The sequence below is a fragment of the Flavobacterium cyanobacteriorum genome (genome assembly GCF_002251835.1).
In the GTDB taxonomy this organism is placed as follows: domain Bacteria; phylum Bacteroidota; class Bacteroidia; order Flavobacteriales; family Flavobacteriaceae; genus Flavobacterium; species Flavobacterium cyanobacteriorum.
Window position 1 is genome coordinate 1 of sequence record NZ_NOXV01000251.1, and the last position, 15,197, is coordinate 15,197.

The 15,197-nt window shown below is 43.4% G+C and carries 10 protein-coding genes; all 10 read left to right on the top strand.

Annotated elements, in window-relative coordinates; all coding sequences use genetic code 11:
- Nucleotides 1-152 precede the first annotated feature (152 nt).
- The 10 genes from CHU92_RS07745 (at nt 153) to argS (ending at nt 15,115) form a co-directional block, all read left to right on the top strand.
- A complete protein-coding gene (locus tag CHU92_RS07745) occupies nt 153-1,076 on the top strand; it encodes a PorP/SprF family type IX secretion system membrane protein (protein WP_094414287.1) in 924 nt (307 codons plus the stop codon).
- A 3-nt stretch (nt 1,077-1,079) separates the two neighbouring features.
- Nucleotides 1,080-2,990, top strand: coding sequence for an OmpA family protein (locus tag CHU92_RS07750; RefSeq protein WP_094414289.1), 1,911 nt, complete (start codon nt 1,080-1,082; stop codon nt 2,988-2,990).
- A 235-nt stretch (nt 2,991-3,225) separates the two neighbouring features.
- On the top strand, nt 3,226-5,193 hold the full coding sequence (locus CHU92_RS07755; protein ID WP_094414291.1) for a peptidylprolyl isomerase: 1,968 nt from the start codon (nt 3,226-3,228) through the stop codon (nt 5,191-5,193).
- The gene (locus tag CHU92_RS07760) at nt 5,193-6,041 is read left to right on the top strand and encodes a hypothetical protein (RefSeq protein WP_094414293.1); all 849 of its coding nucleotides are present in this window, start codon (nt 5,193-5,195) and stop codon (nt 6,039-6,041) included. The genes CHU92_RS07755 and CHU92_RS07760 overlap by 1 nt, the downstream gene beginning before the upstream one ends.
- The gene (locus CHU92_RS07765; protein ID WP_094414333.1) at nt 6,025-7,431 is read left to right on the top strand and encodes a peptidylprolyl isomerase; all 1,407 of its coding nucleotides are present in this window, start codon (nt 6,025-6,027) and stop codon (nt 7,429-7,431) included. The genes CHU92_RS07760 and CHU92_RS07765 overlap by 17 nt, the downstream gene beginning before the upstream one ends.
- Before the next feature lie 90 nt (nt 7,432-7,521).
- Nucleotides 7,522-8,475 (top strand): AAA family ATPase, encoded by a 954-nt coding sequence (locus tag CHU92_RS07770; protein WP_094414295.1) that lies wholly within the window; start codon nt 7,522-7,524, stop codon nt 8,473-8,475.
- A gap of 107 nt (nt 8,476-8,582) precedes the next feature.
- Nucleotides 8,583-9,635 (top strand): WD40/YVTN/BNR-like repeat-containing protein, encoded by a 1,053-nt coding sequence (locus CHU92_RS07775; protein ID WP_094414297.1) that lies wholly within the window; start codon nt 8,583-8,585, stop codon nt 9,633-9,635.
- Between the two features lie 100 nt (nt 9,636-9,735).
- A complete protein-coding gene (locus CHU92_RS07780) occupies nt 9,736-10,119 on the top strand; it encodes a hypothetical protein (RefSeq protein ID WP_094414299.1) in 384 nt (127 codons plus the stop codon).
- Nucleotides 10,120-10,395: 276 nt separating this feature from the next.
- Nucleotides 10,396-12,672 (top strand): aconitate hydratase, encoded by a 2,277-nt coding sequence (locus tag CHU92_RS07785; protein ID WP_094414301.1) that lies wholly within the window; start codon nt 10,396-10,398, stop codon nt 12,670-12,672.
- A 658-nt stretch (nt 12,673-13,330) separates the two neighbouring features.
- A complete protein-coding gene (argS, locus tag CHU92_RS07790; protein WP_094414303.1) occupies nt 13,331-15,115 on the top strand; it encodes an arginine--tRNA ligase in 1,785 nt (594 codons plus the stop codon).
- Nucleotides 15,116-15,197: the final 82 nt, after the last annotated feature.

Sequence of the window (15,197 nt, forward strand, 5' to 3'; positions counted from 1 at the left end):
ATCCTCCCCGCCGCCTGCTTTTGCGGCGGGGAGATATAGCGTACAGCAGGAAAAAGCTCCAAAAAAAATAGATCATAAAGTATTACTACATGGCGGTAATATTACTGAAAATGCTATTTTTACACTTGCTGTTTATAAGCATTTGCTATGAAATGAAAATTACATACCCTACATATTTACAGCTGTTGCTTGTGCTGTGGTGCTATACGGCACATGCCCAGCAGGAACCGCAATATACACAATACATGTACAATACCCTTACCGTAAATCCGGGTTATACCGGCTCCACACCAGGGCTTGAAGCTACATTGCTGCATCGCTCTCAGTGGGTAGGGATTGACGGCGCACCGGTTACGCAGGCTTTCAGTATCCATTCACCGGTGCATAATGGAAAAATAGGTGTGGGGTTGAGCGCGGTGAATGACAGGCTGGGGCCCTCGGATGAGTTTTATGTTGACGGGAATGTTTCGTACACTTTATTTATAGGTAAGGCAGGCAGGCTCGCTTTTGGAATGAAGGGCGGCGTACGGGTACTTAATATTGAGTGGAGCCGCGGCCGTTTCTTCCAGGGTGCCGACCCGCTGCTGAATACTAATATCAACAATAAAATAAACCCTACTGTAGGCGCGGGAGCGTATTATTATACCGATAAATGGTATGCGGGGGTATCAGTACCCAATTTCATCAGGAACGATTATTATGATGATATACAGGAAGATGCCATTGCCAGCAGGCAACATTATTATATTATCACCGGCTATGTTTTTGACCTTGCGGATGACATTAAATGCAAGCCTGCAATACTGGCAAAAATTGTATCGGGCGCGCCAGTAACAGTGGATTTTTCTGCTAATTTCCTGCTCCAGGAGAAGGTAACACTGGGCGCTTCATACCGCTGGGATGATTCTGTATCTGCACTGGCCGGCTTCCAGTTTACCCAAAATATATTTGCAGGATATTCTTATGACTATACGGTAACTGAGTTGCAAAAATATAACAATGGTTCGCATGAGATTATACTGAGGTTTAACCTGTGGCCTAAAGCAAAGCGTGTAAAGTCGCCAAGATTCTTTTAAACCATGAAAGCAAAATTCATCTATATTACACTTATATGTTGCAGCGTTGCCAACGGACAGCAAAAGCTCAAGCAGGCAGAAAAGCTGTTTGATGAAATGGCATATGTAGCCGCGGCGAAAGCATATGAAGAATATTTTAAAAAAGCCAAAAGTGAAAAGCCACAAGGCAAAAGCCTGCTGAACATGGCAGATGCTTACTATTTTACACGGGATTATGGCAAGGCCGCCGCAGCGTACCAAAAAATAACGCTTGATGATGTACATTTTAACCGATATATCCAGTCATTACGCATACAAAAGCAATACCAGGAGGCTGACAGGCTCATGGAGGGGCGCCTGGCAAATAATCCGGGACAGCTTGATCGGTACCACAGGCAAAAGAAATACCTTGACAGCATCTGTACGCTCCGCCCGGTTTCCAAAGTAACTAATGTGGCAACCGTAAATACCGATAAATCGGACTTTGGCACGGCATTTTATGGTAGCAAAACGGTATTTTGTTCTTCAAAAGATACCCTGCAGATGGGCGGCAAGACATATCAATATAACATGCAGCCTTACCTCGAACTTTATGTAGCAGACAGGAATGAGGCTGATGGCATGCTTATAAACCCCAAGAAGTTTGTGGCTAAAAGCCAGATTAATTACCACAACGCTGTTGCAGCCTTTTCGCCTGACCTGCACATCATGTATTACAGTGCCAATATTGTGAAGAGCAGCGGAAAACTGCATAACAGCAAGGCAGGCACAAACAACCTTGGCATTTTTTACGGACAGCCGCAGGGGGATTACCTGCGGGAGGTAAAGGCGCTGCCTTTTAACAGCATTGACTACTCCGTGGCACAGCCCGCACTCTCTAAGGACGGCCGGTGGCTGTACTTTGTATCGGACATGCCGGGCGGTTATGGTGAAACTGATATTTATAAAGTTGCGGTAATGCCTGATGGTACTTTTGGGAAGCCGTTGAATTTAGGCCCTGTTATTAATACCCCATTTAAAGAAATGTTTCCTTTTGTAAATGATGAAGCGCTTTACTTTGCGTCGGAAGGGCATTATGGACTGGGAGGGCTTGATATCTTTAAAAGCGAGATTGCGGGAGAATCCTTTACAGAGCCTCAAAATGAAGGCGTTCCCATGAATAGTAATGGGGATGATTTTGCGCTTACACTGTCAGATGATGGCAGTTACGGTTACTTCTCCTCGAACCGTAACGGCGGTATGGGCGATGATGATATTTATTATTTTACAAAAGAAAAACCCTGCGTGCAGCAGGTTACGGGCTATGTAATACATCAAAAAACATCACAGACGGTTAAGGGTGCTAAAGTAACGGGTATGGGAACCGACGGGCGTGTTCTAGCGTCAGCGGAGACTGATGCCGGCGGTTTTTATGTGCTTGCGCTGCTATGCGATGCTACAATTACCATAGCGGTAACAGCTGAAGATTTTGCTATTGAAAAAACAGAAGTTGCTACCCCACTACAACCGGGGGGGCTTAAGCTCGACCTTAAGGTTAAAATGTATACAGACCTGATTAAAAAAGAAGAAGGTGTTGAAAAAATCGCCATAAACCCAATTTATTTTGACCTTGATAAATATAACATTACGCCACAGGCCGCCGCTGAACTGGATAAAGTAGTGGATGTCCTGAAGCGCTTTCCGGTTATGGTTATAAAAATTGAATCCCATACAGATTCCCGTGCTTCCGATGATTATAACATTACGCTTTCACAAAACCGTGCAAAAGCCACATATAATTATATTCTTTCTAAAAATATAGATCCCCAACGTATAGAAAGCGTTACTGGTTATGGCGAAACCCGCCTGCTGAACGGCTGCGGCAATGGCGTGCCATGTACCGAGGCGCAACACCAGCTAAACCGTAGGAGTGAATTTATTATAGTGAAAAAATAAGCTGGCAGGTTTTATATTCTCATAATGTAAAGGCGCGAAAAGATTCTCTGCATAAAACCGGGTATATTTATCAGTATCCTGTTACCAATCCCCCTGTATAGAAATAACCAAATATTAATCTTGCAATATCTTAATGAATTGTTACTTTTGTTGATTGCAAATTTAATGGTGCGGCTATACTTTTTGGTTGCCATCACCGTTTAGTTAACCAGTATTAAAAAGCTATAATTACATAATGAAATTAAAACAGGCTCTTTTAGGTATCTCTTTATTTATTTTAGCGGCTTCTTTTGCCCAGCAGGCCAAAAAAGAAGTACTTTTCACAATTGATGGTAAACCGTATTATACTGATGAGTTTATCAGGGTTTATAACAAAAACCTCGACCTTGTAAAGGATGACTCTCAGAAAGATTTAAATAACTACCTGGACCTTTTTATTGGTTATAAGCTAAAGGTTAACAAAGCTTATAAACTTGGGCTGCAGGAAGGGGCACAGTATAAGGCTGAACTAAAAAGCTACCGCAACCAGCTATCGCGTAATTACCTCACAGATACCAAAGTTACCAAAGAGCTTATAGATGAGGCCTATACCCGCTCACTAAAAGAGATAAAGGCGCAGCACATCTTAGTGCTTGTTGATGAAAATGCGCTCCCGTCCGATACGCTGAAAGCATACAATAAAATTATAGATATTCGCAAAAAGGCGCTGGCCGGTGAAGATTTCGGAGCCTTGGCTGCGCAGTTTTCTGAGGATCCTTCAGCAAAGGAAAACAAAGGTGACCTGGGATATTTTTCGGTATTTCGCATGGTATACCCTTTTGAGACAGGTGCTTACAAAACTCCTATGGGGCAGATTTCAAAACCGGTACGCACGCGTTTCGGCTATCATCTTATAAAAGTAAATGACATGAGGGATAACCGTGGCGAAATTACCGTGGCACATATTATGATTATGAAGCCTAAAGAAGGTGATACGCAGGCAGAAGAAAAAGCCAGGGAAACCATCAACGATATTTACCAGAAACTCAAGCAGGGCGAAGATTTCTCAAGCCTTGCAACCCAGTTTTCACAAGACAAATCATCTGCCGCTAATGGCGGGCAGCTAGCCAGGTTTGGGTCTGGCGAGCTTAGCGCAGTAGAGTTTGAAGATGCTGCCTTTGCACTGCAAAAGCCGGGAGATATAACAGCTCCCTTCCAGACGCAATTTGGGTGGCATATTGTAAAGCTGGTTGAAAAACATGGCGTGAAGCCACAGGCTGATGTACAGGCTGATTTTGAGAACAGGATTCGCCGCGACGACCGCTCAAGGCTGATAACCGCTTCACTCAATGAAAAACTCAGAAAAAAATATACCGTTAAAAAAGAAGCTAAGGCTTATGCCAATGCGGTAAAAGTTATTGATAATAATATTTATTCCCAGACCTGGAAAGCTCCTAAAGAGGGTTTTGATGAAACTATTTTAACCATCAATAATCATAAAAAGCTATCGGCCCAAACCTATCTTGATTATGTAGCCGCGCAACAGCGTATGGAACTTACCACTAAACCGGTGGCAAGGCTTGCGGAAGTACTCTTTAACCAGTTTAGGGATGACCAGCTAAACCTCTATTATAATGAAAATCTTGAAGCTGAGTTTCCTGAATTTGCCATAGTAATGGAAGAATACCGCGATGGCCTGCTGCTGTTCGACCTTATGGAAAAAGAAATATGGGAAAAAGCCAAAACCGATACGCTTGGGCTTGAAAATTATTATAAAGCCCACAAAGATAATTACCAGTGGAAAGACAGGGTAGAGGCTGATGTGTATTCATCTACAAAAGAAGATGTAATAAAACAGGCACGTAAACTACTTAAACAGGGTAAGAATGCTGAAGTCATAAAGCAGAAGCTGAACAAAGAAGGTAAAGTTGAAGTCATGGAAAAGTCAGGCACATTTGAGCAGGAAAGCAATGCCCTGCCAAAGCAGCAGAAATGGCAGGAAGGGCTCACAGATATAATTAAAGAAGGCGGGTATTACTATGTTATCAGGGTAAAGAAAGTATTGCCAAAAGGGCCTAAAACTTTTGAAGAGACCAAAGGCCGGGTAATTAATGATTACCAGCAATACCTGGAAAGCAACTGGGTAGGCAACCTGAAGCAGGAGTTTAATGTACAGGTTAATAAAGATGTTTTCGAGAATATAAAAAAACAACTTAACCGTTAATGTTCAGAAGAGGTATATTGTTTGCTGTAGCCGCACTGTCTTTCTCATGCGGGAAAGAAACCGTACCTGAAACTGGCGCCATAGCAAGAGTGAACAATTACTATCTTTACAGCGAAGATCTAAAAGGGCTTGTGCCACCCGGGACATCTAAACAGGACAGTATAGCAATGGTAAAATCCTATATTGATCGCTGGGCATCCCAAAAACTACTCTATGATGCCGCTGAGGTAAACCTGAACAAAGAAAAGCAGGAAGAGTATAATAGCCTGGTAAACCAGTACAGAGCAGATCTTTTTACCAGGGCCTACCTCGAAGAAATAGTAAAACGGAGTGTAGACACAACTGTCAGCGAACAGGAACTGAAAAAATATTATAACAGTAATAAGGAAAACTTCAGGAATACCGGGCTGCTTGTAAAGCTGAGATATATCCGCCTTGCCAAAGACCATCCGAGGTATACGACTGTAAGGAGCAGGTTCCTCAGTAGCCGCAAAGCCGACCTGAAAGCGCTAAATGACATGGCCATACAGTTTAAAGGATACGCATTCAATGATACTACATGGGTAGAAATTAATGAAGTGTACCGGAAGCTGCCTTTTATCAATCCTGAAAACAGGGACAGGTATATTAGCAGTGGTATATCATACCAGCATACTGACTCACTGGATGTTTATCTGGTCAAGGTCTCAAAAGTCCTCGATAAAAACCAGGTGTCACCATATGAGTACATAAAGCCAACCCTGGCGCAACTCATAATAAATAACAGGAAACTGGAGTTAATAAAGAAATTTGAAAAAGAAATAACGGATGATGCAATTAAAAATGATAAATATGAAGTCTATAAATAGCAGGATAACCCTGTTTTTTACTTTTGTTTTTTTTGCTGCCGGCACAGCCGCTGCGCAGGAAATAATAAAGGAAACAAAACAGGATACTGTGAAGCCTGTCTCTGCCAAAGGCCGTGTGAAAGTTGATGGCGTCGTGGCAGTAGTGGGCGATTATGTAGTGCTGGATTCGGACATAGACCTTATGTATAAGGAACTGCAGGCACAAAACATACCTACCAAAGATGTAACACGCTGTGACCTTTTAGGTAAACTAATGGAAGATAAACTCTATGCCCACCAGGCAATACAGGATAGTATAGTAGTTACGGATGCTGATGTAAATGAAACCATGAACAGGCAGATTGACTATTTTGTTGAAAACCTGGGTTCAGTGGACAAAGTGGTAAAATATTTTAAAAAGAAAAGCCTCGAAGCTTTCCGAGCAGAACTTTTTGAAATGATAAAGAACCAGAAGCTGACCGAACAGATGCAGAAGAAAATTATTGATGATGTACAGATAACGCCGGAAGAAGTGAGGCAGTTTTATGCGCAATTTAAAAAGGACGAACTGCCTGTTTTTGGGGCTGAAATGGAAGTGGCGCAGATAGTCATTAAGCCGGAAGTCTCCCAGGCAGAAAAGCAGGCTGTTATTGACAGGTTACGGGAAATAAAGCGGGAGGTGCAGGAAGGCGCCAGTTTTTACAGTAAAGCCGTATTATATTCAGAAGATCCCGGCTCTCGATCCAGCGGAGGGTATATCAAAATGAACCGTAAAGCGCCTTTAGTTAAAGAATTTAAGGATGTTGCTTTCAGTACTGAAGAAGGGCAGATTTCAGAGCCTTTTGAAACCGAATACGGTTACCACATCATATATGTTGAAAAGGTCAGGGGACAGGAACTCGATGTAAGGCACATATTGATGACGCCTAAAGTCAGTAATGAAGCCCTGAAAAAAGCCAAAGAAAAGATAGAGAAGATAAGGAGCAGGATAGCAGCGGGAGAGATAACATTTGCTGATGCCGCCAGGTCCGAATCAGATGAAAAAGAAACCAAAAACAGCGGCGGGCTGCTCATAAACCCACGCACCTTCGGTACAAGGTTTGAACTCACCAAAATGGATCCCTCGCTTTACAATGATATTTCTGATTTAAAAGATAATGAAGTTTCGCGCCCCATACTGGTTGATGAATCCCGTACCGGCAAGCATTATAAAATTATGATGGTTACTAACCGGTACGATGAACACGTAGCCGACTACGCCAAAGATTATCTTAAAATTAAGGAACTTGCACTTAAGGAAAAGCAGAAAAAAACCCTGTCTAAATGGAATGAGGAAAAAATTAAAGATACTTATATTAAGGTAAACGGCGATTACAGGGCGTGTACATTTGCCAACCACTGGGTAAAATAAATTTAGGTTAACAACAAAAATATTTTTAAGTTTGAAGCTAAGGAATTTTCCTTGGCTTTACTTTTAATCATCAATCATTCTAATTTATCTATGTCAGACGTAGCAGCTATACAGCAATTAGTAGAAAAACAAAAAGCACTTAAACACGAAATAGCAAAAGTAATTATTGGCCAGGACGAAGTAATAGGGCAGATCGTACTCAGTATTTTTGCAGGGGGGCATGCGCTGCTGGTAGGTGTTCCGGGACTCGCCAAAACACTTATGGTAAATACCATATCACAGGCACTGGGCCTTGATTTCAAGCGGATACAGTTTACCCCCGATTTGATGCCTTCCGATATACTGGGCAGCGAAATACTGGACGAGAACAGGCAGTTCAGGTTTATCAAAGGCCCTGTATTTTCAAATATTATCCTTGCGGACGAAATTAACCGTACGCCGCCAAAAACTCAGGCCGCGCTTCTTGAAGCCATGCAGGAAAAAGCAGTAACCATTGCAGGGCATCACCACAAACTTTCCCTCCCGTATTTTGTGCTTGCTACACAAAACCCTATAGAGCAGGAAGGTACTTACCCGTTGCCGGAAGCCCAGCTTGACCGCTTTATGTTTGCCATAAAACTCGATTATCCTTCATTTGCCGAAGAAGTACAGGTGGTTAAAAGTACCACTGCCGATACCAGCAATACAATCAACCCACTGTTTACTGCTGAGGAAATATTAAATTTCCAGCATCTTATCCGCAGGATACCTGTTGCTGACAATGTGGTAGAGTATGCGGTCGGGCTGGTAAGCAAAACGCGCCCCGGCAATCCACTCAGCAATGATTACATAAAAACATACCTGGACTGGGGAGCAGGCCCAAGAGCTTCACAAAACCTCATACTGGGTGCCAAAGCGAACGCCGCGCTTCATGGAAAATATTCGCCAGATATAGAAGATGTGCTGGCGGTAGCCACAGGGATACTCCGCCACCGTATCATTAAAAATTACCGGGCCGATGCCGAAGGTATAACCGAAGAAATGATAGTAAAAAAGCTGTTTTAAGTAACAGCTTTTTTTTATTATCAAAATTTCCGGTTTGTAGTTGTAAACTTACTGTAACATTCACACGCAGTCCTGGTACTAATAGTTAAAGTAAAATTATAATAATAATGAAAAAACTATTCTACCTCTTTGCATTACTGCCGCTTTCTATGCTGGCACAGGAAACCGTATGGAAAAAGTTGACAACCGAACCTTATCCCGGAAAGCAGGATGATATTACCTTCATAGATGAAAACACGGGCTGGTACGTTAACGGCTTCGGGGCCTTGTACCACACTTCCGATGGGGGAACCACCTGGCATAAACAATTTGAGAAGAAAGGCACTTTTTTCAGGACTGTAGCCTTCATTGATAAAAACACGGGGTTCATAGGGAATGTGGGCACTGATTATTTTCCGAATGTTACAGACACTATTCCGCTTTATGGTACAAAAGACGGTGGTAAAACGTGGGCGCCGGTAGCGTACAAAGGGCCTTATGTAAAGGGACTGTGTGCTATAGATGTTGTAAAGGAGCAGTATATAAACCATGGGCAGATTGATTATAAGTACCATCTCTATGGTGTGGGAAGGGTTGGCAGCCCTGCGGCTATAATCGTATCGCATGACGGGGGCAAAACCTGGGCATCACAAAGTATGGACGCTGACTGCAAAATGCTGTTTGATATAAAAATGTTTAATAAAAATGAAGGCTTTGTATGCGCAGCAAGTAATGCTGATGTGACGCAGTCCAACGCATTGATACTCCAAACGGCTGATGGTGGCAAAACATGGAAAAAAGTATACCAGTCATCCCGCCCCTACGAAACAACATGGAAAGTAGCATTCCCTACAAGGCAAACAGGGTATGTTACTATACAGTCTTACAATCCGGATACCAATGTAAAACAGCAACGGCTTGCCAAAACAACCGATGGCGGCAACACCTGGAAAGAAATAAATCTGGTTGAAGATAATACAGCCCGTGAATTTGGTATCGGATTTATCGATGAAAACCACGGTTTTGTAGGCACTATGAATTCAGGATATGAAACTAAGGATGGTGGCACCACATGGCAAAAAACTGACCTTGGGCGAGCCTGTAATAAAATTAGGATTTACAGGGATGATAAAGGTAAAGTATATGGTTATGCCATTGGGCTTAATGTATATAAACTGTAATAAACGCAAATTCATGTTAAAAAGATTGTCAATATTTTTTATTGTGTATAATTTTTTGGATGTTTTTGTGTTATATATTTACCTTACATCCAAATAAACTATGAAAAAGATATTGCGTTATGCTCCTGAACTTTATTTTATAGGTTTGGGAATTTTCTGGGCAGTAGAAAATTATGCTGCCAGTGGCCACAAAAATTATTTTGCCATCTTAGTAGTATGGCTTATGTTCATCCAGATTATCTATCAAAACCGCATAATGGGATTTATCTATGGCAACATCATAGGCCTATCTTCACTGTATATGATGGGAAGTACAGTATGCGAATTTAATAGTTTCAAATCTGTTGAAGTCGATGCGGTGCTGATACTGGTATTTGGCTTCGGAATTTTTATTCCCGCGCTTGCCATGTCTGCCGGCATGATTTACAAATCTTTAAAATCGAAAGAAGATTATAAAGAAAATGTCCTGACTATAACCTACTGATAAGTAAAGCCACAGAACAAGCCACTTCCTGCCTCGGGAGTGGTTTTTTTATTTTACGCCTTTAAATATTTTGAATTTCGCAATATAAAAATCAAATTTTGATAATTTCTAAACAAAGGGTTTAAAAACTTAAATTTGTTGTATTATTTGCAGTAAAATAGAATGTTTATAAATAAATATTGGCTGAAACTAAAGAATCCCTAAAAATTTTTTAGTTAGTTTAAGATTGAGTAAATTTACGGACTTTTTTACAAACGAACATAAAAAACACTTACTATGGCTTTTGATATTGAAATGATTAAAAAGGTGTACGGAAGTATGGCTGAGCGTGTAGATAAGGCACGCGGACTTGTAGGCCGCCCTCTTACACTTTCTGAAAAGATTTTATATTCACACCTGTGGGACGGAACCCCAACCCGTGCTTTCACAAGAGGTAAAGATTATGTTGATTTTGCCCCCGACAGGGTAGCCTGCCAGGACGCTACCGCGCAAATGGCGCTCCTGCAGTTTATGCATGCGGGCAAGAGCAAGGTTGCCGTACCCACTACTGTACACTGCGACCACCTTATACAGGCTAAAATTGACGCAAAGGCCGACCTTAAGCGTGCCAAAGAACAAAGCAATGAAGTATTTGATTTCCTTTCTTCTATTTCTAATAAATATGGTATAGGGTTCTGGAAACCCGGAGCGGGTATCATCCACCAGGTGGTGCTGGAAAACTATGCGTTCCCCGGCGGTATGATGATAGGCACCGACTCGCACACCGTAAATGCCGGCGGATTGGGAATGGTTGCCATCGGTGTGGGCGGGGCTGATGCCGTTGATGTGATGAGCGGTATGGCTTGGGAACTTAAATTTCCTAAACTTATAGGTGTCAAGCTTACAGGAAAACTCTCAGGCTGGACAGCGCCTAAAGATGTTATACTTAAAGTAGCCGGCATACTTACTGTAAAAGGCGGTACTGGTGCTATTATTGAATATTTTGGAGAAGGCGCCAGGGCTATGTCATGCACCGGCAAGGCCACTATATGTAATATGGGTGCCGAAGTAGGCGCTACCACTTCCACTTTCGGATATGATGAAAGTATGGACCGATACCTTCGCGGTACCAACCGTGCCGATGTGGCCGATGCAGCAGCAGCAATGGCTCCATACCTTACTGCTGACCCTGAGGTTTATGCCAACCCGGAGCAGTATTTTGACCAGCTGATAGAAATCAACCTGTCAGAGCTTGAGCCGCACCTCAACGGGCCTTTCACACCGGATCTGGCAACCCCAATCTCTAAAATGAGGGAAGAAGCCATCAAAAATGACTGGCCGCTAAATATTGAAGTTGGCCTCATTGGTTCATGTACCAACTCTTCTTACGAAGATATTTCACGCTCTGAGTCGCTTGCAAAGCAGGCAGTGGCCAAAAAACTGAAACCTAAATCTAAATTTACCATCACCCCGGGTTCAGAGCTGGTACGCTACACTATTGAGCGCGATGGCTTTATTAATACATTTGATAATATCGGTGCCACCGTATTTGCCAATGCCTGCGGCCCCTGTATAGGCATGTGGGACAGGGAAGGTGCCGAAAAAGAAGAACGCAACACCATTGTACACTCTTTTAACCGCAACTTCAGCAAACGGGCTGACGGTAACCCTAATACGCTGGCATTTGTAGGTTCCCCCGAGCTGGTAACAGCCCTTGCCATCGCAGGTGACCTGGGCTTTAACCCGATGACAGATAAGCTCATTAATGAAGACGGCGAAGAAGTAATGCTTGACGAACCAACTGGCTGGGAACTACCTCCAAAAGGATTTTCGGTAGAAGATGCCGGCTATCAGGCTCCCGCCGAAGACGGCTCTAAAGTACAGGTAGTAGTAAGCCCTGCATCAGAGCGCCTGCAGCTCCTTGCCCCCTTTGAGCCATGGAATGGCCAAAATATTACAGGTGCCAGGCTGCTGATAAAAGCATTCGGGAAATGTACTACCGACCATATTTCCATGGCAGGCCCGTGGCTTCGTTTCCGTGGCCACCTTGATAATATTTCGAACAACATGCTCATAGGGGCCGTAAATGCCTTCAACATGAAAACCAACAGCGTCAAAAACCAGCTTACAGGTGCCTATGATGCTGTGCCTGCCGTACAACGTGCCTATAAAGCAGCCGGAATACCGTCTGTAGTAGTCGGCGACCATAACTACGGCGAAGGGTCATCACGCGAGCATGCTGCTATGGAGCCAAGGCATTTGGGTGTCAGGGTAGTACTTGTAAAATCATTTGCACGTATCCATGAAACCAACCTCAAAAAACAGGGTATGCTCGCGCTTACTTTTAACGATGAAGCAGACTACGACAAGATCCAGGAAAACGATATATTTAATTTTGTGGACCTTAAAGAATTTGCACCGGGCAAACCCATTACTATAGAGGTAATCCATGATAACGGCACCACTGATACGATTATAGCCAATCACAGCTACAATGAAGGCCAGATAGGCTGGTTTGTGGCGGGTAGCGCGCTTAACCTCATTGCCGCTGCCGGTGCGGCCACTGCACATTAAGAAATTTTATTATTTACATACAAGTCCCCCTGTATCCCTTGCAGGGGGATTTTTATTTGGAGCAGCCCGCTAAGCGCACTTTTGCAATCGCACGTCCCGCTTTCAGCTATATCTCCCTGCCGCCATAAGCGCGGCGGCAGGGAGGATGCCGCTTCAATCGGGGCTGGCAGTAAAAGCCGGTGAACACCCGCAGGCTTTATTTAGCGGCCGTTATTTCTTAAATAATTTATTTAGCACCGCTAAAATGCCGGATATTGCAGTACTCCGGCACATTTACCGTACTACTAAACCTTGCAGGAAAAAATAAACTCCTATATAAAAAGGACTATCAAAAACATGCCCCCACTGCTTTGTTTGGTCATGGCACTGGGCGGCAATGCAGCCGGTGTACCCGCAGCGGTTTGGCCGGGGCAAAACAGGGCACTGCAACACAGGCGGCCTGCAGTTTAACGCCATTTCACAGCATAAGACAACATAACACAACATATCCAAAGGTTTATTACAGCCATTTACAAAATACCTCTGGAAAAAGAACTTTACCGATACTCCGTTCAGGAGGCGGTTTTACGGAAACTGTAATTAACACATATTTTGAAAAATTACGTTCCAAAACGTTTCGAAATATGCTTATCTTTGCACGCTTAAAATTTGATGTATCATGGCATTATCACAAATACTTACTTCCCGGATTGAAGAAGCCGTTACAGCTTTGTTTGGCATTACTTTAGAAAAAGTAGAGCTCCAGGCTACGCGAAGGGAATTTGAGGGTGATATAACCATGGTAATTTTCCCGCTTTTAAAGCTGGTTAAAGGCACCCCTGCCGAAATAGGAAACAGGATAGGCGAATACCTTGTGGCTAATACCGATGAGGTGGAGCGCTTTAATGTTGTTTCGGGCTTCCTTAACCTTGTTGTTACCGGTAACTATTACATCAACTTCTTTAACCGGGTTAAAGATGATGAGGCATTTGGTACTGTGGCGCCTGCTGAAGGCGGTAAGGCCATAATGGTTGAGTATGCCTCGCCAAACACCAATAAGCCCCTGCATTTGGGCCACGTGCGCAATGTATTGCTGGGCTATTCCGTAGCAGAGATACTGAAGGCTTCCGGTAAAAAAGTGTATAAGACACAGATAATTAATGATAGGGGAATTCATATCTGCAAGAGCATGCTCGCCTGGCAAAAGTTTGGCAATGGTACCACTCCACAGGCTGAAAATGTAAAAGGCGATAAGTTGGTTGGGCATTTTTATGTAGAATTTGACAAGGCCTACAAGAGCCAGATAAACGATCTTGTTGACAACGGCATGGCCGAAGATGATGCCAAAAAACAGGCACCCATACTTCTGGAAGCCCAGGAAATGCTGCGTCAGTGGGAGGCCGGCGACGAGGAGGTGGTAAGCCTCTGGAAAACCATGAACGGCTGGGTATATGAAGGTTTCGACCAGACTTTTAAGTCCATAGGCGTTGATTTTGATAAGAACTATTATGAAAGTGATACCTACCTGCTTGGGAAAGAGGTTGTAGAGCAGGGCCTTGCCAAAGGTGTTTTTGAGAAAGACCCTGACGGCTCTGTATGGATAGACCTAACTGCCGAAGGGCTGGATCGTAAAATTGTATTAAGGAGTGATGGTACAGCCGTTTACATGACGCAGGATATAGGTACAGCCATACAGCGTGTTAAGGATTTCCCTGACGTGGGCGGTATGGTTTATACGGTAGGCAACGAGCAGGATTACCACTTTAAAGTGCTGTTCCTCATCCTGAAAAAGCTAGGGTTTGACTGGGCGGAGAGCCTTTACCACCTGAGTTACGGCATGGTTGACCTGCCAAGCGGAAAGATGAAGAGCCGCGAGGGTACCGTGGTTGATGCCGATGACCTTATGGATGAAATGACCGCCACTGCCAAAACCATTTCAGAAGAGCTGGGCAAGCTGGATGGCTACACGGATCAGGAAAAGGCGAAGCTGCACAAGATTATCGGGCTTGGCGCGCTGAAATATTACATATTGAAGGTAGACCCTAAGAAGCGCATCCTGTTCAACCCGGAAGAATCAGTTGATTTTGCCGGAAATACAGGGCCTTTTATACAATATACCTATGCGAGGATACAGTCACTTATCCGCAAAGCGGATTTTGACTACACTAAAGCCCTGAGCGTTGATGAAGTGAACCTGCATGAAAAGGAAAAGGAGCTGCTTAAGCTGGTGGCGCAATACCCTGAAATCATTCAGGCTGCTGCAGAAAGCCACAGCCCTGCGCTTGTGGCAAATTACGTATATGAACTGGTAAAGGAATACAACTCCTTCTACCAGGCCGTGCCTGTGCTGGGCAGTGAAGTGATGAATGAAAAGATATTCAGGATACAGCTTTCAAAAAAAGTAGGAGATACCATAAGGTCGGCTTTTGGCCTGCTGGGTATTGATGTCCCTGAACGTATGTAAAAAATAAAATTACTGAATTTTTGTGAACCCCAATAAACCGTATTTTTTCCAGGCTTATGCCATAGTAGCAGTTGCCATTGCT

What these genes read in the sequence shown, in the direction of transcription:
- CHU92_RS07745 (WP_094414287.1), top strand. Translation starts at nt 153, where the DNA reads ATGAAAATTACATACCCTACATATTTACAGCTGTTGCTTGTGCTGTGG.
- CHU92_RS07765 (WP_094414333.1), top strand. Translation starts at nt 6,025, where the DNA reads ATGAAGTCTATAAATAGCAGGATAACCCTGTTTTTTACTTTTGTTTTT.
- CHU92_RS07770 (WP_094414295.1), top strand. Translation starts at nt 7,522, where the DNA reads ATGTCAGACGTAGCAGCTATACAGCAATTAGTAGAAAAACAAAAAGCA.
- CHU92_RS07785 (WP_094414301.1), top strand. Translation starts at nt 10,396, where the DNA reads ATGGCTTTTGATATTGAAATGATTAAAAAGGTGTACGGAAGTATGGCT.
- CHU92_RS07775 (WP_094414297.1), top strand. Translation starts at nt 8,583, where the DNA reads ATGAAAAAACTATTCTACCTCTTTGCATTACTGCCGCTTTCTATGCTG.
- CHU92_RS07755 (WP_094414291.1), top strand. Translation starts at nt 3,226, where the DNA reads ATGAAATTAAAACAGGCTCTTTTAGGTATCTCTTTATTTATTTTAGCG.
- argS (WP_094414303.1), top strand. Translation starts at nt 13,331, where the DNA reads ATGGCATTATCACAAATACTTACTTCCCGGATTGAAGAAGCCGTTACA.
- CHU92_RS07750 (WP_094414289.1), top strand. Translation starts at nt 1,080, where the DNA reads ATGAAAGCAAAATTCATCTATATTACACTTATATGTTGCAGCGTTGCC.
- CHU92_RS07760 (WP_094414293.1), top strand. Translation starts at nt 5,193, where the DNA reads ATGTTCAGAAGAGGTATATTGTTTGCTGTAGCCGCACTGTCTTTCTCA.
- CHU92_RS07780 (WP_094414299.1), top strand. Translation starts at nt 9,736, where the DNA reads ATGAAAAAGATATTGCGTTATGCTCCTGAACTTTATTTTATAGGTTTG.